The sequence below is a fragment of the Flavobacterium zhairuonense genome (assembly GCF_004352915.1).
Lineage (GTDB): Bacteria > Bacteroidota > Bacteroidia > Flavobacteriales > Flavobacteriaceae > Flavobacterium > Flavobacterium zhairuonense.
Map to the genome: position 1 here is coordinate 305,163 of NZ_SJSY01000073.1, position 22,761 is coordinate 327,923.

The 22,761-nt window shown below is 35.0% G+C and carries 16 protein-coding genes; 12 read left to right on the top strand and 4 right to left on the bottom strand.

Annotated elements, in window-relative coordinates:
- Window positions 1-2 precede the first annotated feature (2 nt).
- The 6 genes from xylA (at window position 3) to EYY60_RS13565 (ending at window position 11,296) form a co-directional block, all read left to right on the top strand.
- Complete coding sequence (gene xylA, locus EYY60_RS13540) at window positions 3-1,328, top strand: xylose isomerase (protein ID WP_132989848.1); 1,326 nt, start codon at window positions 3-5, stop codon at window positions 1,326-1,328.
- Between the two features lie 368 nt (window positions 1,329-1,696).
- On the top strand, window positions 1,697-2,353 hold the full coding sequence (gene fsa, locus EYY60_RS13545) for a fructose-6-phosphate aldolase (protein WP_132989849.1): 657 nt from the start codon (window positions 1,697-1,699) through the stop codon (window positions 2,351-2,353).
- A gap of 16 nt (window positions 2,354-2,369) precedes the next feature.
- Entirely contained in the window at window positions 2,370-3,356 is a 987-nt protein-coding gene (locus tag EYY60_RS13550; protein ID WP_262711209.1) for an aldose epimerase family protein, read from the top strand.
- Between the two features lie 552 nt (window positions 3,357-3,908).
- The gene (locus EYY60_RS13555; protein WP_132989851.1) at window positions 3,909-7,001 is read left to right on the top strand and encodes a SusC/RagA family TonB-linked outer membrane protein; all 3,093 of its coding nucleotides are present in this window, start codon (window positions 3,909-3,911) and stop codon (window positions 6,999-7,001) included.
- Window positions 7,002-7,012: 11 nt separating this feature from the next.
- Window positions 7,013-8,944: a RagB/SusD family nutrient uptake outer membrane protein gene (locus tag EYY60_RS13560; protein WP_132989852.1), complete on the top strand. Its 1,932-nt coding sequence runs from the start codon at window positions 7,013-7,015 to the stop codon at window positions 8,942-8,944.
- Between the two features lie 432 nt (window positions 8,945-9,376).
- On the top strand, window positions 9,377-11,296 hold the full coding sequence (locus EYY60_RS13565) for a sialate O-acetylesterase (RefSeq protein ID WP_132989853.1): 1,920 nt from the start codon (window positions 9,377-9,379) through the stop codon (window positions 11,294-11,296).
- A gap of 108 nt (window positions 11,297-11,404) precedes the next feature.
- Here the strand turns inward: EYY60_RS13565 and EYY60_RS13570 are convergent, their stop codons facing one another.
- The 3 genes from EYY60_RS13570 to EYY60_RS13580 all read right to left on the bottom strand — a co-directional run bounded on the left by EYY60_RS13570 (window position 11,405) and on the right by EYY60_RS13580 (window position 15,573).
- Window positions 11,405-11,797 (bottom strand): hypothetical protein, encoded by a 393-nt coding sequence (locus EYY60_RS13570; RefSeq protein ID WP_132989854.1) that lies wholly within the window; start codon window positions 11,795-11,797, stop codon window positions 11,405-11,407.
- Window positions 11,798-11,876: 79 nt separating this feature from the next.
- Window positions 11,877-15,110: a PAS domain S-box protein gene (locus EYY60_RS13575; protein WP_132989855.1), complete on the bottom strand. Its 3,234-nt coding sequence runs from the start codon at window positions 15,108-15,110 to the stop codon at window positions 11,877-11,879.
- A 13-nt stretch (window positions 15,111-15,123) separates the two neighbouring features.
- Window positions 15,124-15,573: a response regulator gene (locus EYY60_RS13580; RefSeq protein WP_132989856.1), complete on the bottom strand. Its 450-nt coding sequence runs from the start codon at window positions 15,571-15,573 to the stop codon at window positions 15,124-15,126.
- 316 nt (window positions 15,574-15,889) lie between these two features.
- On the opposite strand from EYY60_RS13580, the gene EYY60_RS13585 reads away from it, so the two are divergent.
- Entirely contained in the window at window positions 15,890-16,360 is a 471-nt protein-coding gene (locus EYY60_RS13585) for a YybH family protein (RefSeq protein ID WP_132989857.1), read from the top strand.
- A 67-nt stretch (window positions 16,361-16,427) separates the two neighbouring features.
- Here EYY60_RS13585 and EYY60_RS13590 read toward each other — a convergent pair whose 3' ends face one another.
- The gene (locus EYY60_RS13590) at window positions 16,428-17,543 is read right to left on the bottom strand and encodes a hypothetical protein (protein ID WP_132989858.1); all 1,116 of its coding nucleotides are present in this window, start codon (window positions 17,541-17,543) and stop codon (window positions 16,428-16,430) included.
- A gap of 350 nt (window positions 17,544-17,893) precedes the next feature.
- On the opposite strand from EYY60_RS13590, the gene EYY60_RS13595 reads away from it, so the two are divergent.
- The 5 genes from EYY60_RS13595 to EYY60_RS13615 all read left to right on the top strand — a co-directional run bounded on the left by EYY60_RS13595 (window position 17,894) and on the right by EYY60_RS13615 (window position 22,510).
- Window positions 17,894-18,493, top strand: coding sequence for a murein L,D-transpeptidase catalytic domain-containing protein (locus EYY60_RS13595; protein ID WP_132989859.1), 600 nt, complete (start codon window positions 17,894-17,896; stop codon window positions 18,491-18,493).
- Between the two features lie 72 nt (window positions 18,494-18,565).
- Window positions 18,566-20,167, top strand: coding sequence for a family 43 glycosylhydrolase (locus EYY60_RS13600; protein WP_132989860.1), 1,602 nt, complete (start codon window positions 18,566-18,568; stop codon window positions 20,165-20,167).
- A gap of 247 nt (window positions 20,168-20,414) precedes the next feature.
- Window positions 20,415-21,011 carry a TetR/AcrR family transcriptional regulator gene (locus EYY60_RS13605; protein ID WP_132989861.1) on the top strand — a complete coding sequence of 199 codons (597 nt, stop codon included), beginning with the start codon at window positions 20,415-20,417 and terminating at the stop codon, window positions 21,009-21,011.
- A 5-nt stretch (window positions 21,012-21,016) separates the two neighbouring features.
- On the top strand, window positions 21,017-21,244 hold the full coding sequence (locus EYY60_RS13610) for a hypothetical protein (protein ID WP_132989862.1): 228 nt from the start codon (window positions 21,017-21,019) through the stop codon (window positions 21,242-21,244).
- An 18-nt stretch (window positions 21,245-21,262) separates the two neighbouring features.
- Window positions 21,263-22,510, top strand: a complete 1,248-nt coding sequence (locus EYY60_RS13615) for an MFS transporter (protein WP_132989863.1) — start codon at window positions 21,263-21,265, stop codon at window positions 22,508-22,510.
- Window positions 22,511-22,761 lie beyond the last annotated feature (251 nt).

Below are 22,761 nucleotides of genomic sequence, written 5' to 3' on the forward strand. Positions count from 1 at the left end.
AAATGATAGTTTTAGGGGATAAAGAATACTACAAAGGTATTGGCCAAATTAAGTTTGAAGGAAAAGAATCTGATAATCCTTTGGCGTTTAAATATTACAATCCAGACCAAGTTGTAGCTGGAAAAACAATGCGTGAGCACTTTAAATTTGCTATCGCTTACTGGCATACTTTCTGCGGACAAGGTAGCGATCCATTCGGGCCAGGAACACAGCAATTTGCTTGGGATGCTTCATCAGATCCATATCAAGCTGCAAAAGATAAGGCAGATGCTGCTTTTGAATTTATCAGCAAAATGGGATTCGATTATTTCTGTTTCCACGATTACGATTTGATTGCTGAAGGAGCAACTTTCGCAGAATCAGAAAAGCGTTTGGCTTTCATTACAGAATATTTAAAAGGGAAAAAAGCGGAGTCTGGAATTAAATTGCTTTGGGGAACTTCAAACTGTTTCTCAAATCCAAGATTCATGAACGGAGCGGCTACAAATCCAGATTTTAATGTAGTAGCAAGAGCGGGTGGACAAGTAAAATTAGCTTTAGACGCAACAATCGCTTTAGGCGGAGAAAACTATGTATTCTGGGGAGGTAGAGAAGGTTATATGTCTTTACTAAACACAGATATGGGAAGAGAATTAGACCACATGGCGCAATTCTTAACAATGTCTAGAGATTATGCAAGAGCACAAGGTTTCAAAGGAACTTTCTTCATCGAGCCAAAACCAATGGAACCATCAAAACACCAATACGATTTTGACTCGGCTACAGCAATTGGATTCTTGAAAAATTATGGTTTAGATAAAGATTTCAAAATCAATATCGAGGTTAACCACGCTACATTGGCACAGCACACTTTCCAACACGAATTAGAAGTAGCTGCAAAAGCTGGAATGTTAGGAAGTATTGATGCTAATAGAGGTGATTACCAAAATGGATGGGATACTGACCAGTTCCCAAATAACATTCAAGAAACAACTGAAGCGATGTTGGTTTTCTTAAAAGCTGGCGGATTACAAGGCGGTGGAGTTAACTTTGATGCTAAAATCAGAAGAAATTCTACAGATTTAGAAGATGTTTTCTTAGCACACATTGGTGGAGCTGATACTTTCGCAAGAGCTTTATTGACAGCAGATAAAATCATTTCTTCTTCTCCATACGAAAAATTAAGAAAAGAAAGATACAGTTCTTTCGATTCTGGAAAAGGAAAAGATTTTGCTGAAGGAAAATTAAGCTTGAAAGATCTTTATACTATCGCTCACGAAAATGGAGAATTAAATCTTCAAAGCGGTAAACAAGAATTGTTTGAAAACATTATCAATCAATATATTTAATTGATTAACAAACTGTAAACGCAGTTTTAGCATAAAATAATTTCCGTTTTTGTCAAAATTAGAAAATCGGAATCAAGATTGTTTTTTGTAGTTTTTCTTCTCTGGTGCATATTTAAAGGTTAGTTGATGTGCCAGAGAAAAATTTATTAATTAGTAATTATGGCCGTTGGATGATTGAAGCGCCGGCGGTCATATTTAGTTTCGCATTCAAAAAGATAGTTTTCTGCTATCTTTTCAAAGCAATTTCTTTTGCTTTTTATTTCAAATTAAAACATAAAATCATTTCGTCTGTATTGAGATTCATTTCATTATGAATTGAAAATATAGCATTTCTTAATGTACTCTATTAACATAAAAACCAAAAACCAATGAAATTTTTTATTGACACAGCAAATTTAAATGATATTAAAGAAGCGCAGGCATTAGGCGTTTTAGATGGCGTAACAACGAATCCGTCATTGATGGCGAAAGAAGGAATTACAGGAAAAGCTAGTATTTTAAAACACTATCTGGATATCTGCAATATTGTAGACGGAGATGTTTCGGCAGAAGTTATTTCGACAGATTTTGACGGAATGATCAGAGAAGGTGAAGAACTTGCCGCTTTGCATCCGCAGATTGTGGTAAAATTGCCAATGATTGCTGACGGAATTAAAGCTTGTAAATATTTTTCAGATAAAGGAATTAGAACGAATGTAACTTTGGTATTCTCGGCTGGACAGGCGCTTCTCGCTGCAAAAGCGGGCGCAACTTATGTGTCTCCATTTTTAGGAAGATTAGATGATGTTTCGACTGACGGAATGCATCTTATTGCTGAAATCAGAGAAATTTATGATAATTACGCTTTCAATACTCAAATTCTTTCGGCTTCTGTGCGTCATACAATGCACATAATTAATTGTGCCAAAGTAGGTTCTGATGTTATGACTGGACCATTATCAGCAATTAAAGGATTGTTGAAACATCCTCTTACAGATATTGGTTTGAACCAATTTATAGAAGATGCGAAAAAGATGAATTTATAAGATTTTAAAATCTGAGTTGGCAACCAAAATGGAAAAATTAGAGGTAGTTACGATTAAAAATAAATCGGCATTGGAAATGACGATTTCTAACTTCGGTGCAACAGTTATTGCGTTGAAAGTTAAAAATGCAAAAGGTGAAATCTACAATGTTGCTGCGGGTTTGAAAAATGCTTCTGATTATCTTGAAGCGCCTTATTCAGATGTAAAGCTCTTTTTGGGTTCAAGTATTGGAAGATATGCAGGAAGAATTTCTGGTGGAGAATTTGAGATTGATGATATTGTTTATAAAATCGAAAATGAAGACGGAGTTCATTTGCATGGAGGCAGAAACGGATTTTTTAAAAAGTTTTGGTCGGTAAAAGAAGTGGCGGAAGATCGTGTTGTGCTTTCATACGTAAGTAAAAATCTGGAAGAAGGTTATCCCGGAAATTTAAATGTTGAAGCTATTTTTTATTTAACGCCCGAAAATGAAGTAAAAATTACTTACAAAGCAATTACAGATCAGGCGACTCCTGTAAATTTGACAAGCCATGTTTATTTTAATTTGAACGGAAAAGGTTCTGTTTTAGATCATGAATTTCAAATCAACAGTGATTTTCATTTAGATGTTGACTCGCAATTGCTTCCAACAGGAAAATTGAATAAATCTAAAGGAACTGCTTTTGACAGAAATGAAAAGGCTAAAATCAAAAGAGAAGATTTCAAAGGTTTTGATGATACTTTTGTGTTTAATGAAAAACAGCTAAAAGCATCTTTGTCTTCTGCCGAAAGCGGTATTAGTATGAATATTTTTTCGAATCAGCCGGCAATGGTCATTTATACGCCAAAGGAATTTCCGGTTTTGCCATTTTCAAATAATAATCAATATGAAAAGTTTCCAGCAATTTGCTTTGAGCCTCAAAATTTTCCAGATGCTCCAAATAAAAAACATTTCCCAAATTCAATTTTAAGGACAAATGAAACCTATTTAAATGAAATGACTTTTGCATTCAATTTTAAGTAAATAGTTTCAGTTTAGATTTTAAAGCTTCTTTTGAAAAAAAGAGGCTTTTTTTATTTTTTTATGCAAGCGATTGTGTATAAAAAGATTCTTTTTTCGGACAAAATGAAAACTTGAGCTTGGGGATTATGATAATCGGTGCAATTCTATCCGAGGCTTTTAAATTACGGTTCGTAAGTGTTTTAAATACACTTGTTTTTGTTTTGTTTTTGGAAGCTTAAAATGCTGTTTTTCTGCTATTTTATTAGGTTTTAGAGAATTGTTAGCTATTGTTTAAAAACAATAAACAAAGTCTTGATTGTTTTGCTGAAAAAGGATTTTCGTTGCGGATCATTTAATTATTTAGCTTTAAAATTATTTAGTATTTAATTTAAAAGGTAATTTTTTTTGGTATAAATAAAAAAATAATACACAACCGGTTGTGTGGTTTGAATTTTTATTTATATTTGTTAAAGAAATGCAAAAGGAGTTTTTTCTGTCTTATAAAAACAGCTGATTTTGCTTCCATATTTTCAACTAACTCAAACCATATATTAATTATCTAAATCAATTTTTATGACTGACTTTTTTACAATGAAAAGCAAAAAAAAGCTCCTGAAATGTCTGGGGTTTTTATCCCTTATGCTTCTGTTTTCTGTGAGTGCCACGGCTCAGACTACAGTTACAGGGATTGTGTCTGATGCAAATGGGCCAATTCCAGGAGCAAATGTGACGCTGAAAGGCACGAAAAATACTGCGGTTACAGGCTTTGACGGAAATTATTCTATAACTAACGTTCCTTCAAATGGAGTTTTGGTATTTAGTTTTTTAGGTTTAAAAGATAAAGAGATCCCTGTTGCGGGAAAAAATAAAATTAATGCAGTTTTGGAAGAAAACCAGAATAACCTGCAGGAAGTTGTAGTTATAGGTTATGGTACGCAACGAAAGGAAGCGGTTACGGGATCTGTTTCTTCTATAAAAGGAGATGTTGTTCGCGAAGTGCCATCGGCGAATATTACTCAGGCTTTGCAAGGACGTTTGGCCGGAGTTCAAATGAACCAAACCTCATCTAAACCGGGTGCCGAAATGCAGATTCGTATTAGAGGAACACGTTCTCTAACAGCTGATAATAATCCGCTTGTAGTATTAGATGGAATTCCATTTGCAGGGTCAATTGGCGACATCAGCCCAGATAATATTAAAAGTATTGATATCTTAAAAGATGCTTCGGCAACGGCTATCTATGGATCGCGTGGTGCTAATGGTGTTATTTTAATTTCAACAAATAAAGGACAAAAGGGGCAAAAAGCTAAATTTTCATACAACACGTACAGTGGTCTAAAAACTATTTTTGCTAAATTCCCAATGATGAACGGACCTGAATTTGTGGCTTTGCGTAAAGCAGCTACACTTCCAGGAACAACTACGCCACTTTATACAAACGGTGCAGATGAAGCTGATAATGTAAATACAGATTGGCAGGATTTAATGTATGGCGCAGGTCTGGTAACCAATCATGATGTTGGTGTTTCGGGCGGAACTGAAGGAGGAAACTATAATTTTGGTACAAGTTATTATAAAGAAGAAGCAGTAGTGCCAGGTCAAGACTATAGTCGTATAACATTAAGAGGAGCTGTAGATCAAGCAATAGGACAGTATTTTAAAGTTGGTTTTACAACTAATAATAACTATTCGATTTCAAATGGAGGAAATTTAAGTTTGTATAATACTTTAAGTACAACTTCAATCGCTAATCCCTACAATCCAGATGGATCATTGAAGAGAACGGTTAAGATGCCATTAGATGAAAACTGGGTATATACGAGAGATGTTATAGAAAATTTGGGAGATAAATGGATCGACCAAACAAAAGCATACAGTTCTTATAACACTTTATATGCAGAGGTAAAAATACCGGGTGTAGAAGGTTTGAAATTCCATGTTGATTTGGGAGGTAATTTCCGTTCGACAAATGGAGGTCAATATACTGGGGAAGGTGTATTTAGTATTAATCCAACAACAGTTTCTACAGCTACTATTACAAATACTTTAAACACGAACTGGGCGATACAAAACTTGCTTACATATGATCGTACTTTTGGGAAACATCAAGTAAATGCAGTAGCAATGTATTCTTCGGAACAAACTACATACAACAGATCACAAGTTTCTGCAAAAGACATTCCTTCAGATTCTTTCCAATTTTACAACTTAGGAAGAGCAGCTGGCGAGATTTCGATAAATCCAGACAATCAAGATTACCAACAAAGTGGATTGATTTCATACATGGCGCGTGCGATGTATTCATATGATAATCGCTACATGCTTACTGCTACTGTAAGATCAGATGCTTCTTCAAGATTAGCAAAAGGACATCAATGGCATACTTATCCTGCTGTATCTGTTGGATGGAATATGAAAAATGAATCATTTATGCAGAATGTAACTTGGTTGGAGCAATTGAAATTACGTGCAGGTTACGGAGAGACTTCTAATCAGGCAGTTGCGCCTTATTCTACTCTTGGAAGTTTAGCTTCAAGACCATACAATTTTGGAGATACTAATACAACAGGTTATTATGTGTCAACATTGCCAAATCCTGATTTAGGTTGGGAATATTCTACTACAATGAATTATGGTGTTGATTTTGGCTTCTTCAAAAACAGATTAAGCGGTACTTTTGAATACTATGTTACAGATACAAAAGATATTCTTTTAAGTGTTGGTTTGCCTCCAACGGCTGGTGTAGGAAGTTATACGGCTAATATTGGACAAACTCAAAATAAAGGTTACGAATTTACCCTTAACGGAGCAATTTTTGACAATCCGAATGGCTGGTCTTGGGATGTGGGTGTTAACTTCTATTCTAACAAAAACAAACTTGTTGCACTTTCTTCAGGACAAACGCGTGACGAAAACAACTGGTGGTTTGTTGGACACCCAATTGATGTGATTTTTGATTATGAGAAAATCGGACTTTGGCAACAAAACGATGCAAATCTTACTAAATACGAGCCAGGAGGAAACGTAGGTATGATTAAAGTAAAATATACCGGAGATTTTAATGCAGATGGTACACCAACAAGACAAATTGGGCCTGCTGATAGACAAATCATTGATGTGAATCCTGATTTCCTTGGAGGTTTCAATACTCGCGTAGCGTATAAAAATTTAGACCTTAGTGTGGTTGGTGCTTTCCAGAGTGGAGGCGTTTTGATCAGTACGCTTTATTCTTCTACAGGTTATTTGAATATGTTAAGCGGACGTAGAGGAAACGTAGATGTAGATTATTGGACTCCAGAAAATACAGATGCTAAATATCCAAGACCTGGAGGGATTTCAAGTAATGACAATCCGAAATATGGATCAACTTTAGGATACTTTGATGCCTCTTATGTTAAAATCCGTACAATTACTTTGGGGTACAACATTACTGAAAAATTCATTAAAGATTTAGGAGTTGATCGATTCCGTCTTTACTGCACCGTACAGAATCCATTTGTAATCTCTTCACCTTATTACAAAGAAACTGGTATGGATCCTGAAACCAACTCATATGGTAATGAAAATGCAGCAGTAACTGATTTTTATAAAAGACGTTTACTGACTTTAGGAACTAATACTCCTTCAACTCGTACCTTCTTGCTTGGCCTTAATTTAACATTTTAAAAAAGAAAACAATGAAACCTATACAAATAAAAACTTTTATAGCAACAGCAATAACAACGCTGTTCTTGGGAGCATGTTCTAATGTTTTAGAAGAAGAGCCTCGCAGTATATACACTCCTGAATATTTTAAAACCGAAAAAGGAGTTGTTGGAGGATTAACGTCGATGTATGCCCATTTACGCTACATCTACGGACAAGGGTATTATTATAATACAACAGAAACTGGAACTGATGAAGCAACTTACGCACAAAGTGCCGATGCCAACTTCAAAGATATGGATCTTTCTGGCGTTGGATCAATTACGCCTTCTTCAAGCCGTACAGATGCTTTATGGCAACCAGCATTTATCAATATCAATACAGCAAGTGGAATTATAGAAAATGCGACAGCAATTGGAACTGTTTCAAATGCAATGATTGCTGAAGCTAGATTCTTTCGTGCATTTGATTATTTCTTGTTAGTTCAGACTTTTGGTGGAGTGCCATTGGATTTGGGTGCAGGTGAACTTAAATTCAACACAAGTCCGTCAAGATTTTCGGTTAGAAATACTGTGCCACAGGTGTATACAAAAGCTATTTTTCCTGATTTAGTAACGGCAGTTAATGATTTGCCAGATGCAGGTAGAGTAAAAGGCGGGGTGACTAAAACTGCCGCTAGGCTTTATTTGGCAAAAGCTTATTTGACTTACGCATGGTGGTTGAAAAACCCAAATAATATACCAACTTATCCCGAAACTACTCGCGTTGATCCAGACGGACATGATGCTGCTTGGTACTTTCAAAAAGCTTATGATGTAGCTGCGGCTGGAATTGACAGCCATGGTTCATTTGCATTGCAACCAACTTACTACGATGTAAATTTAGGAAGCAATGATCGCAACAGCGAAATTTTATTGTATGCGGATCACACAGAAAAAAGCGAATTTTATAATGCGAGCAGTTTGACATTTTCGAATGGTAATGCTCCAGAAAACTTCGCAGTTTGGATGATGACACCAAACTATACGGTTATCAGAAGTTCAGGTGTAAGTTCAGTACAGCGTGAAGCAGTGCAGTCTTTAGGACGTCCATTTATTCGTATGTGTCCAACTATTGGTGCGATCGCTAATACATTTGCTGATAAAACAAACGATTCTCGTTATGATGGAACATTTACAACTGTATATCGCGGTAACTGGAATAAAGCGGGTATCACAACACCAACTTTAAATAATGCAAACGGCTTGCCTGTTGCTCCAGGAGGTGCAATTCTTTCTTTCTTAAATGCTGAAAATCCTGCTATTGTTTATGCTGCAGGAAATGGTCCAGAAGGTGGAGCTGTTGGTGCAGGAGTATTAGCAGGAAGATCTGATTTTGTTATTGCCCCAAGCGGTATCAGCAGAATTTTTTATCCAGGTTTATGGAAATTGGGTACTTACAGAACAGATAACGGAACTGGATTGGGTTCTCCAAACGGAGCTAGTACGCGTCCGTACAATATTGCAAAATTTTCAGAGCTTTATTTGATTGCGGCAGAAGCAAATGTAATGGGAGCTGCACCTCAAGGAGGTAAAAGCGCAAGAGAATTGGTAAACGTTTTGCGCGCGCGTGCAGGAAAATGGAGATTTGACAATGGTGGAAATGTTGCAAAATCGGCAGATAATAGCGCGGCAATGACTGCTGCAACTCCTGCAGTAATTGATATCAACTATATTTTGGCAGAACGTTCACGTGAATATTTTGGTGAAGGTTATCGTTGGTACGATTTGATTCGTACTCAAAAATGGACAGAACTTTCAAGCTCGTATCAAATTTGTGGCCCAGCTTACGGAAACCATACACCGCTTACTGTAGCAAGAGATATAAAAGCATATCATTATTTACGCCCAATTCCTCAAGTTCAGTTTGATGCAATGATTATGACAGCGTCTGAAAAAGCGGCATATCAGAATCCAGGCTACTAAAAAATGAAGTTTTTGTTTGTCCAAATTTATATGAATAAAACAAATTTAAGCAGCCAATTAAGTTAGTAAAGTTGTAAGTAAGTGTTTATTTTATAGAATTGGTTAAAACTGCGAATAAAATTGTTTTATAAAAAAGCCGAGAGTTGAGCCCTCTCGGCTTTTTGATGTCAAATGAAAAGAAAGAACAATTATAGCCTGATAGGTGTAATTAATTTAACTCATAGAAACAATAGATCTAGTATTCTTAAAAAGGCGTTTCACTTACATTAACAAACATAGACTATGTGTTAGAAACTAGTTTCTTTCAACTATCTTTTTCAAAAGAGAAAAATCTATGTTTCTATGTGTTGAAATATTTTTTCGAATTACACCAACGGGTTAACTATATTTAAAAAAAGATTTCAGAATACATCAGAAAATAAAATTTTGAAAATGAAAAAAATACTGATTTTTATTAGTGCACTTATTTGTGGCACTATTTATTCTCAAATAAAACTTCCGAGGCTAATTAGCGATGGTATGGTTTTGCAACGTGATATTCCTGTGAAAATCTGGGGATGGGCGGCTCCAAATGAAAAGATTGAAGTAACTTTCAATACTAAAAAATTCCAAACCGAAGCTTCTAAAGAAGGAAACTGGGAAATTACGCTGCCTTCTCAAAAAGCAGGAGGGCCTTATGAAATAATTTTAACCGCAAGCAATTCAATTCTTTTAAAGAATATTTTGTTTGGAGATGTTTGGCTATGTTCAGGGCAGTCGAATATGGAACTTCCAATGGAACGCGTAAAAGATAAATACAGCGATGTAATTGCAAAAGCTAATAATTCGGAGATCAGACAATTTTTAGTGCCTGATCAGTATGATTTTGCCAAAGAAAATACTGATTTGTCAGGTGGTGAATGGAAAGAAGTAAACCCATCAAATATTTTGAATTTTTCGGCTGTGGCTTATTTTTTTGCCAATGAAATATATTCAAAATACAAAATTCCGATTGGGTTAATCAACAGTGCTTTAGGAGGTTCTCCTGCTGAATCTTGGCTTAGTGCCGATGCAATCAAAAAATTCCCAGATTACGATGCCGAATATCAGAAATTCAAAGACGGAACTTTAGGTGCACAAATTGAGGCAAATGACAAAAAAATTAGCACCAATTGGTATGCTGAAATAAATCGTCAAGATGAAGGGTTAAAAAAGAATTGGTCAAAAGGTGATTTAGATGATGTTGACTGGCCAGTTATGAATATTCCGGGCTATTGGAGCGATTATGCTTTGGAAAAAACAAACGGGGTTGTTTGGTTCAGAAAAGAAGTTGATTTATCGAATGTAAAAGCTACTTCGGCAAAATTGATTTTAGGCCGAATTGTCGATGCAGATTCGGTTTATGTAAACGGGAATTTTGTCGGAACAACTTCGTATATGTATCCGCCAAGAAAATATGCTTTTGATCCAAAGTTCTTGAAAGAAGGAAAAAACGAAATTGCCATAAGAATTATCAATAATTCTGGGAAAGGAGGTTTTGTTGAAGACAAGCCTTATCAATTGGTTCTTGATAAAGATTCAATTGACTTGAAAGGCGAATGGAAATACAAATTAGGCGTAAAAATGGCACCCTTGCCTCCTTCAACTTTTATTAGATGGAAACCTGTTGGTTTGTATAATTCGATGATTGCGCCTTTGAAAAATTATGCGATAAAAGGTGTGCTTTGGTATCAGGGTGAATCAAGTACAAAAAAGCCTCAGGAATATGCAGCTCTTATGGAAACATTGATTACAAGCTGGAGAGCAGAGTGGAAGCAAGGTGATTTTCCGTTTTTATATGTACAGCTGACGAATTTTATGGAACCAAAAACAGAGCCAGCAGAAAGCAATTGGGCTGCGCTCCGTCAACAACAAAAAAATACTTTAACTGTTCCAAACACTGGAATGGCTGTAACAATAGATTTAGGCGAATGGAATGACATCCATCCTTTAAACAAATACGATGTTGGAAAAAGATTGGCACTACAAGCTGAAAAAAATGCTTACGGAGAAAAAAATATTGTGGCTTCGGGTCCGCTATTCAAATCGGCAGAAAAAAAAGGGAATCAATTGGTTTTATCTTTTTCAGATACTGGAAGCGGTTTGATGATTAAAAATAGTGATCGTTTGAAAGGTTTTGAAATTGCTGGAGGCGACGGCAAGTTTGTCTGGGCAAACGCTATGATCGAAGGAAATAAAGTCAAAATCTGGAATGAAAACATTGATAAGCCTGTCAAGGTTCGCTATGCTTGGGCAGACAACCCAATTGAGGCAAATTTGTATAATAAAGAAAACTTGCCAGCTTCACCTTTTGAAGGAAGTGTAAATAAATAAAAATAGAAAAGAAAAAGCAGGATTTCCAACAAAGAATTCCTGCTTTTTTTAATCATCAGATTCGAAAATAAGAATTATAGAGACCTTCTTTCTTCTTTTTTCTGCGCACTAAGGAGTAATTTTTAAATTTATATTGTTTACAAAAATAAGAGGTTGCATGTTGCTCATATTGGTAAGCGATAGCACGCCATTTTTGTTTTCATTTATTCCATTTATTTTAAAGCAGTACTCATCGCCGTCCTTATCTCTTAAGGTCACAAATTCAGAAGTATCGCTTGAATTGTTCTGACAACTGTTTGATATGGAATATTTATACATCACTTTCATTATGTTTTGATCATAGTTGTAAAGTTTTCCATCCTGAGTAAAAACCCATTTCGTAGTTCGGGTTGTGTTCGAATACCAATTTCCTATAATGCGTTTTGATGAAGGATCTTGGCTTTGTGCAAAAATTGCAGATGCAAAAAATAGCAATGGCAGTATAAAAAATAGCTTTTTCATAAAATTTTAATTAATTGGAAAAACTGACACTTTTGTAATTTTCTGTTAAAAGAAAACCTTGTTTTGAGGCTTTTGAAAATTATCTTACCGGAATATATATATCAAAAATAGCACCTTTATTCAATTTACCAGTTGCTTTTATGATTCCGTTATGATTGTCTACAATTTTTTTTACAATAGCTAAGCCAATTCCTGTTCCATTATATTCAAGTTTTCCATGCAAGCGCTGAAAAACTTCAAATATTTTGTTGCTGTATTGTTGTTCAAAACCAATTCCGTTGTCTTCAATTCTGATGTGGCAATAATTGGTTTCTGGAATTAATTTTTCATTGTTGAAAACAATACCTTTAGCAATTTGGCAATTTATTTTTATGACAATCGGGTTTTCAGGATTCGAAAATTTTAGAGAATTACTCACCAAATTATATAAAAGTTGCCTGAATTGAAACGGAATAACATTGGCTTCGCAATTTTTCAGATTTTCAATTTTGGCATTTTTCTGTTCAATTTCTTCTTTTAAATCTTCCTTGACCTCAGCTATAATTTTTCCCAAATCTACTTTTTCAAAAATTCTTTCCTGAACATTGGTTCTAGAATATGAAAGTAGGTCATTGATTAAAGTTTGCATTCGCTGTGCCGCATTTTGCATTCTTTTGAATTTATCTTTTCCATAATCAGATAAATTTTCAGATTCTTTCTCCATAATTTGCGTGGCAAAAGTTTGGATTTTTCGTAATGGTTCCTGTAAGTCGTGACTTGAAATGTAAGCAAAAGATTGAAGTTCTTGATTCATTTTTTCAAGTTCTGCATTTTTATTTTCAAGTTCTAAGGCATTCATTTTTAATTTGTCATCGGCACTCTTTTTCTCTGTAAGATCGTGCGTCATTTTTGAAAAACCAATAATCTGATTGTTTTTATTATGAATGGCAGTAAGGGTTACATTTGCCCAAAAAAGCGTTTTGTCCTTTCGAACGCGCCATCCTTCGTGGCTCGATTTCCCTTTTTCAATAGCCAGATTCAATAATTTCTGAGGAAGATTATTTTTTCGATCAGATTCGGTGTAAAATTCAGAAAAACTTTTTCCAATAATTTCTTCCGCTTTATATCCTTTTATTTTTTGTGCACCTAAATTCCAATTTTCAACAATACCTTCATGGTTAAGGTACAAAATTGCATAATCCTGAACTTCTTCAACCATCAAATGATAACGTTCTTCACTTTTTTGAAGCGATTCATTCATCAGACTTAGTTCTTTAGTTCTTGCGGTTACTTGTTGCTCAAGCTCGTTTGTGAAAGCTTTTTCTGTATGAATATCTGTGAAAGCACCAACCCATTTAATGATTTTGTTTTCGTCATTAAAAACAGGCTCGCCAATTACGGCGTGCCATCTGTAAGCGCCATCATTTCGTTTAATGCGCACATCGCAACGATAAATTTCTCCTGTTTTTAGGCAATGGCTCCAAATTCGGGCATTTTCTTGATAATCGTCAGGATGAATCATCATTTTCCAGGATTCTTCTCCTTCAGGATAAATTCCGGTGTATTCAAACCATTTTCCAGAAGCAAACAAAGAATTGCCTTTTTCATCAGTCTCCCAAATTAATTGCGGAATACTTTCTGCTAAAGAGCGAAAACGTTTCTCGCTTTCTTCTAGTACTTGCTGATGGTGTTTTTCGTCTGTAATGTCTCGAACTGTTCCAAGTAATTTTTCAGGATTTTTATTGGCATCAAAAAAAACTTTTCCTTTTGCTTCAACCCAATGAATTGATTTGTCAGCCCAAATTACTCTTAACTCATAACCAATAATTCCCGTAAGAAGCGCTTCATCATATGCGCGATTTCTTATTTCTAAATCGTCAGGATGAACATGCTTAAGAATTTGTTCGTGTGTTAAATCTACGTTTTCTTTATTTCCAGTTACAATTTCGAGATAACGTTGTGAATAATGAACTTGTTTTTCTTTAAGATTCAATTCCCAAGTTCCAAGTTCGCTGGCCTCTACTATGATTTTCAGCCTTTCTTCGTTGAGCTCGATTTTTTTTCTGACTTCAACTTTTTCGCTTACTTCGGTTACAGTAACAATAATTCCGGAGATTTCTCCATTTTCCTCTTTCAGCGGATTGTAAAGAAAATCAAAATACGAAATATCAAGTTTTCCGTAACGGTTCAGCGGAATCGGAACTTCATTTCCATAAAACGGAACTCCAGTTGTCAATACATCGCTTAAAAGTTTATTGACACTTTCTCTCACCTCAGGAAGTGAATCAAACAGCGGTTTGCCAACAAAATCACTTTCCTCTCGATCAACAATTTTTAAATAAGCTTCATTGGCCATTTCGACCATATAATCGGGCCCGCGCAAAATTGTAATTCCTATTGGAGCTTGTTTTACAGTATCACGAAAACGCTTATCTGCTTCTTCAATTTTTTTCGTAGCAAGATGTAAATCGGTAACTTCTGCGGCAGTATTCATTACACCGTAAATATTCCCGTTTATATCGTAAAGCGGTGTAAAACTGTAATTAAAGTAAAAACTTTCCAGTTTGCCGTTCATGGTAATGTCAATACGAGCATTTTTGTTATGAAACGCTTCACCTGTTTCAAATACATTTGCTACTTGCTCAAAAACCGATTGATTGTTAAGTTCAGGAAGAATCTCGGTATATAGTTTTCCAACAACATCATTTCCTTTTCCCCAAACATCCATAATCGATTGATTGGCAAGTTCAATGCGCATTTCTTTACCGGTATATACACCAATAGGAAATGGTGCGTTTTCGACTAGTTGTCTTATTTTTTGCTCGCTTTCTTGAAATTTGGCTTTATTTACAAGTTGCTCAGTCTTTTCGGTAGTTTCAACAACAGTTACTAATATGCCGCCTACATTTCCATTTTCAGTTTTAATTGGCGTATAGGAAAAGTTAAAATAACAATCTTCATCAAATCCATTTCGATTCAAGACAAGTTTTAGATCAGAATAACTAACGGCATTGCCATTCATGACATCTTCAAACATTGGCCCGATAGTATCCCAAATTTCAGAAAATGTTTCTTTTGAAGTAATTCCTAAAGCGTCAGGATGTTTTGTTGAACCCAAAATTGGGCGAAAGGCATCATTATAAAGTTGAGTATATTCATTTCCCCAAGCAATATACATTCCAATAGGATTATTGAGCATTACCGAAACCATTGTCTGCAGGCTCTTCGGCCATAAATGAGGAGTATCTAAAGCAGTTTTGCTCCAATCTTTGGAACGGGTCAATTTGCCCATTTCGCCACCGTCAGCTAGAAAATAATATTCCTCGTGGTTCATCCCTGAAAAAAAATTACGGCTGAAGAACGAATTGTTCTCTCGCAGGCTGTTTTAAATTATTTTCGACTGTGGTTGACAAAGCATTGTTGATTACAGCTTTTAGTTTAGAAAATTCGCCAGGTTTGCGTATATAATGCGTAGCACCTTTTTCGTACATCAAATCAACGATTTCAATATCTAGAGAAGTAGAAAAAATAATTACAGGAAGTCTATCAAATTCTGGAATTTCCTTAATTTCTTTCAGGCATTCGTGGCCATTTTTGCGAGGCATATTCAAATCGAGAAAAAGAATATCTGGTAAGTTGTTAGGTGAATGCGCTTTTAAATAATCCATTAATTGTACACCATCATGCACTGTTACAAGAGTTACTGGTAGGTTTAATTCGTCAAGTGCTTCTTTAAAAAAAGAGCAATCGTCGTCGTCGTCGTCTGCTAGTAAAATATTATAATGGGTTTTATTCATTTTTAATTGGGGTAAAATTAAATATAAAGCATTTTTTTTAATCGAACTTTTGATTGATTCTTAGTAATAAGCTTTTCTCCTGCTAATATATCTATTTTTTTGACAAAGAGTCAATATGACCTGAATAACTTACTATAATTCTGGCAAAAACATTCGGACAAGGGCGCGTATTGCTTTAATATATTCAGATTCATATAAATTATATTGAAATGTTTTCGTAATCTTCATCAAAACCTAATAATATTTTTGACAGAAATAACGTGATATTTTAATTTTTATAAGTACTTTTAAGGTATAGTTTTAAATCCTTAAATATATGAAAAACAATCTTTTAAAAGAAATTTTATTGTTAGGTGTTTTAACTTCTGTCTTTGCCTGCAATACGAAAAAAGAAGAACCTGTAGTGGTTGATAAAGAAGCGATAAAAAAGGAAATCCAAAGTAAAGAAAATGACTTTGCTAGAGTGTATAATTCAGGAGAACTTACAAGTGTCGGCTATTATGCAGATGATGCAATTAGTTACTACCAAAATCATATTCCTTTGGTTGGAAAAGCTAATATTGTAGAGTTTTTGAAAGATAATGTTGGCTCAAACTCCAATCAGATTGCATTTAAAACTGGAGAAATTTTTGTGTCAGATGATGGAAATCAGGTTGTAGAAACAGGCGCTTTTGAAGTTACAGATTCTACAAAAGCCATTATTAATACTGGAAACTATATGAGTTTGTTTGTAAAAAGAGATGGAAAATATGTCTGCGTAAGAGACATGAGCGTTTCAGATCAATAAATAAATGATGACATAAAAAAAGATCGGATTATGATATCCGATCTTTTTTTATGCATTTGTATTTTGATTAGCGTCTGCGTCCACCGCCTCCGCCAAAGCCTCCGCCGCCACTGAAACCACCGCCTCCAGATCTCGTTCTTCCGCCTCCTGAATTAAAATTAGAAGAACTGCGATTTGATGGTGATGAAAAGCTTCGATCCGATGTTCCTGCCGAAGGGCGATTTGCTGACGAACCTCTGTTTGAACCTCTATCTGATGTTCCTGCAGAAGGACGATTTGCAGCTGAACCCCTGTCAGAAGTTCCCGCAGAAGGGCGATTTGCTCCAGCTCCAGCTCTATTCGAAACACCTGTATTTGTAGCACGATTTGAAACACTATTGCCATAACGGCCGCCTTGATTGTTTCGGGCTACAGTATTTGATCGTGACCTGTTGCTGTTGTAATGATTAATACTGTTTCTATTGTTGTTATTGATTACGATGTTATTGTGTCCACCATAATGGCCTCCGTGGTATCCATAATGTCCTCCGTGATACCAGTGATTGTGACGATAAATTCCTACTGCTAATACTGTGAAAGCAGCAAAATATGGTGGGTAATATCCATAATAGTACGGAGGGTAATAAGGGACATAGGCCGGTGAATATACATATTGAACAATTGGTGCCTGCTCTACAATTACAGTCGTTGCGGGGGTACTTGTGGTTACAGGATTCTCGCCTTTGTAAGCAGGATTAGCCGTTACTGCAGGTACATCTTTTTTAGGCTCAATGACATAATTCTTACCATAAAGATCTTCATCTCCAACCATTTGAAGCGACACTTTTCCGTTTTTATCTTTGGATACTAAGATTATCGCAACATCCTGAGTTTCGTTTTTACTTACATTGACTTGAAGAATAAAAGTAAAAGAATTGCCATCCTTTTTTGTGACTACTTTTATAAAATCTACTTTTTTGTCCAGATTAAGATCCAAATTATTGATTCCCGTTTCTTTTAGGTTTAATTTTTTTTCAAACTCTTCGATTGTTTTTGATTTTTGAAAAAGAGCTAGAACAGCATAAAGATCTAAATTATCACCAGGAAGTCCTAAAGCTGGCTCGGTATCCTCGGTTTGCGAAAAAATCGGTTGGTACATTATACTAATCGCAACTACTAAGATAGAAAATAGAATTTTTTTCATAATGTGTAGATTTTTTATTTGCTATATGCAAGTTATATAATATTAAGCATATAAAAAAGCATTAATCTTAAAATTCTTATTATAATGTGTTTTAAATCAGTTCATTAGTTTTGAATGGGATATGTAGAAGAAATGAATCTGAATTGAAATCGAAAAACAGCACGTATCTGTCTATTTTAAAGGAATTCGTTCCAAAAATCTTCAAAAAAACGGATCGTATTAAAGGCTTATTGTGTTGTTTTTAAGTCTTTTATATCCTTATTTGTGGTGGATCAACATGGTAAATTTGCATCATAAAAAAACAACTTTTCTGAAAAAAATGTTTTGTGTAAATTTTTAATACCACTTTTATGAAAATTTTCAATTTAATCCTATTCCTTTCGTTATCTATTTTTGTAAATCCGAAGATAAAATCCAACATAGAAAATTGGACCGCAACTGATATTGAAAGATTCAACAGCCAACTGACAGAAGTAAAGGAGAAGATCAAAACCAGCAGTTCTTATAATACAAAAATTGCCTTTTTTATTGATATGAAAATAAAATCGGGGAAAAACAGATTCTTTGTTTATGATTTAGAAAACGACAAAATTTTAGATGAAGGACTTGTTGCTAACGGATGTGGATCAGAAACCGGAATTCCGGGAGAACTTAAATTCAGCAATGAACCAAATTCAAATGCCACATCTTTAGGTCGATATGCAATTGGAAAATCATATATAGGGAAGTTCGGAAAATCATATAAATTAACTGGATTGGATGAAACCAATTGCAATGCTTTGAAAAGAGCTGTCGTTTTACATTCTTATTCTGCAGTTCCCGAAGAAGAGCAGGATTATTATATTTCCCGTAGCCACGGATGTCCAATGGTGAGCGAGACTTTTTTTAAACGACTTGAAAAGATTATCGAGAATTCAAAATCTGTAATAATCTTAAATATCTATTACTAAACAGGATAGTGCATGACAGAAACTTTATAGCTATTCAATAATTTTATTACGAACTAACTAACCGTAATAAATATGAAAATTCAAAAATGGTATTTCTTGAGCGTTATTCTTTCAATGCTTTGTCTCGGAACACCAGATAAAACTATAGCCCAAAATAGGACAATTAAAAATGATGTTTTTTGGAATACTGTTGATGGAAAACCTTTAAACAGTCAAGGAGGAGGGATCTTTAAATTTCCTGATCCCGCTACAGGAAAACAAAAATACTTTTGGTATGGCGTGCACTATGCGGAAGCAGATCAATATCGTGCTGACCCTTCTGTAACGCATGAAAAAAATAATTTTGAAGCTGTAACCTGCTACAGTTCTACTGATTTAGTGAATTGGACTTTTGAGAAAAATGTTTTATCAAAAGAAGAAGCAAACAAAACCGGAAAAACTTGGGTGGGGCGTTTAGGCGTTTGCTACATTAAAGAAATAAAGAAATACGCCATGTTTGTACAGCATGGAAGCGAGGTTCTAATTACGCTTTCTGATTCTCCAACAGGTGAATTTTTGTGGGATAAAAAGATAAACATGGAAAAAATGATTGGAACCAGCAATACTGGAGATCAGACTGTGTTTACGGATGAAGATACGGGAAAATCTTATTTGATTTATTCTTACGGAAAAGGTCGTAACAAAATTTACGTTTCGGAAATTGGAATGAAAGAGGGAAAAGTAAATCTGTTGGATTGTACCGAAATTTTTAAAGGCGAAAGCAGAGAAGGAAACTGCATGTTTAAATACAAAGGCAAATATTATATGTATGCTTCAAACATATACGGCTGGGATTCCTCTTTTGCTTATTATTTGGTTGCCGATGATATTCGCGGTCCGTATCGTCCAACAAATGAAATGTTGGTTACAAAAGGCGCCGAAGAAGATTTTGCCCATGTTTCGCAAACTGGATTTTTCTTTTCTGTAAAAGGAAGTAAACAGGAAACCATTGTTTATTGCGGCGATCGGTGGGCCGATTTTGCCGGAAATGGTTTAGGATATAATCAATGGTGTCCAATGTCATTTGATGGAAGTGAACCCTATTTTAATTCGCTCAGCGCTTGGGATTTGGATGCAAAAACAGGAACTTGGAAAGTGAATAAAGAAAATAATTACATAAAAAATGGCAGTTTTGAAGCTGACCGACGCCATATTCCGAGTCCGGTTAAACCCGTACAGCTTCAATTGACTGGCTGGGCAACTGAGATAATTGAAGGAAATGCTATTAGCCAAGATACTGCTACTTCGCCAGTTTTAAATCATTTTAATACGCAAATTGAAAGAAAAACGGTTATTGGAGAAAAGAGTTTGAATATTAGTGACAAGATTGATTTCAATCGAAAAATTTTCCAAAAAATTGAATCATCGCCATATGTAAAATTAGAAGATGGACTTTATACTTTGACGGCGAAAGTAAAAAATAGCAAAGGTTTTGCTAATCTCGAAATCTACGCAGAAACTGGTGGAAAGAAATTTCAGTTTGCGATAAAAGAGGAAAATCTCGATTGGAAAACAATTGTCATAAAAGATATAAAAGTAAAAGGAGGAAAGGCCGAAGTTGGTTTTCTAGCAGATGGAAAAGCAAAATCTTTTTGTTTTATAGATGATGTTGCTTTAGTGAGAAGTGGAAAGTAAAATTTAGATAAAAAAAGCAAGAAGCAAGATTTATATAGAAGATAATTTAATTTTATTTGTTTAGTGTTTTAAGTCTGTAAGCGTTTGTTTGCAGACTTTTTTTATACGTTTTTATTTCGAAGAAATTAGAGTTTTGCATTTTCCAAATCTTGCTTCTTGCTTCTTTTTTCTAAAAAAAAATTAAAAAAACAAAAATAAAAAAGCGTTCATTCATTTATTGTTTTATCTTTGTCAAAAAAATACAGCTATGAGAATTAGAGATATTGACAAAGAAAAACTGGTTATTGAAATGGCGATTGACCAGATTGTACAGGAAGGGTTTCAGGGTTTCAGTATGAATAAATTGGCGAAAGCCTGTTCAATCTCTGTTGGTACGCTCTATATTTATTATGCTGACAAAGATGATTTGATTCAAAAGATAGGAGCCAAGATCGGGCTGAAGTTTTTTAAAAGCACTATTAAAGACTTTTCGCCAGACATGCCATTTGAAGAAGGTTTGTGGAAACAATGGGAAAATCGCGCCAACTTTGCAATGAAATATCCTAAAGAAGTTGCATTTTTTGAAATCATCAAACACTCGCCACATGGAGAAATCATTTTGGACTCAATTAGTGAGTTTGCCGATTTTAGAGCCATTATGAACCAATTTACTGAAAATGCACTTCAAAATAAAGAACTTCTCCCAATGAGTTTTGAAGCGTTTTGGTGTGTGGCGTACGGACCTCTTTATACATTATTGAACATGCATGCTGAACGCAAAAGTATGGGAGGAAAACCATTTGTGCTTACAAAAGAGATTATGAAAGAAGCCTTTCAAGCAGCTGTCAAAGGCTTAAAACCTTGAAAATTATGGAAACAGATTTAAACGCAATACATATTTTTAAAACCAATATCAGTGCAATTAACGCAGAATGCCCAGCGCATTACGCACTTAATAATAATCAAAACATCGAACAATGGAGTATAGACTGTGAAGATGTTGACTGCGTTCTCCGAGTGGTTTCAGAAACTTTGAAACCTCATGAAATTATTACAATAATCACCAATTTAGGCTTTGAATGCCAAGAATTGTCTTAAAAAATATTAATAAAAATAATGGAAAAAACTACCATAGAAAGCCCCACTTTCACTTCTCATCAAAAAATTATTATTGCCATACTAGCGCTTTTGCAATTCACTGTAATAGTAGACTTTGTTGTAATTTCTCCGCTTGGAGATATATTAATGAAAAAGCTGAGCATGACGACTTCAGATTTTGGTTTTGCCGTTTCTGCTTATGCTTTCAGCGCAGGAATTTCTGGACTTTTGGCAGCAGGTTTTGCGGATAAATTCGACCGAAAAAAAATGCTTATCTTCTTCTACATCGGATTTATTATCGGAACTCTTTTTTGCGCATTTTCTTCAAATTATCATATGTTGCTTATGGCACGCATTTTTACAGGATTATTTGGAGGCGTAATCGGCTCGATTTCATTAGCCATTGTAACCGATTTATTTGTGATTCACCAACGCGGACGCGTGATGGGATTTATTCAAATGGCCTACGCATCAAGTCAAATCCTTGGAATACCAGCCGGATTATTTTTCGCTAATCACTGGGGTTGGCATTCAACTTTTATCATGATTGCGGTTTTGGCTTTGTTAATTCTTGTAGCAGTTTTTACGCAATTGCCGGCAATTACAAAACATTTAGAAATCCAATCAGACAAAAGCCCATTTTTGCATTTGTGGCATACATTAAGCAATAGACAGTACCAAATTGGGTTTATGGCGATCGCTTTTCTTTCAATAGGAGGTTTTATGCTACAACCTTTTGGAAGTGCTTATTTAGTAAATAATATTCATATCAGTCAGGAAGAATTGCCAATGGTGTTTTTCTTCACAGGTCTTTCAGTATTAGTTATTATGCCATTAATTGGAAAATTAAGCGATAAAATAAGCAAGTTTAAATTATTTGCTGCTGGATCTGTTTTGTCCATAATTATGATTTTGATTTATACTAATTTAAGTCCAATTCCACTTTGGCAGATTGTTGTCCTAAACATGATTTTATTTATGGGAATTATGAGCCGAATGATTCCAGCGACTACATTAAACACAGCAATTCCTGATATGAAAGATCGTGGCGCTTATATGTCGATCACTTCATCATTACAGCAAATTGCTGGTGGAATAGGAGCTGTTTCTGCCGGATTTATCGTGCATCAGCAAACAAAAACTTCGCCTTTGGAGCATTATGATACTTTAGGATTTGTGGTTGCAGGCGTTACTTTACTGAGCATATTGCTGATTTATAGAGTAAGCCAATTGGCGAAAGCAAAAGTGAAAGACGCTAATCTTTAATTTCAATTTTAATATAAACCAAGGAGGCTGTCCGAAGAATAAGGACAGCCTCTTTGCTTTTTATATTTCTGTTTATTTTTAAGCCCCAGCGGGGCAGAATATTTATAGAAATCCAAAAACGCGAATGCAAAGGAGCTCCGGCGGAGCGAAATACGCTACAATTTATGAAAAAAAGATTTCGCTCCGCCGGAGCTTTTCTTCGATAATAAATACAATTTCTATAAATATTTCGCTTCTCCAAAGCTGATCTT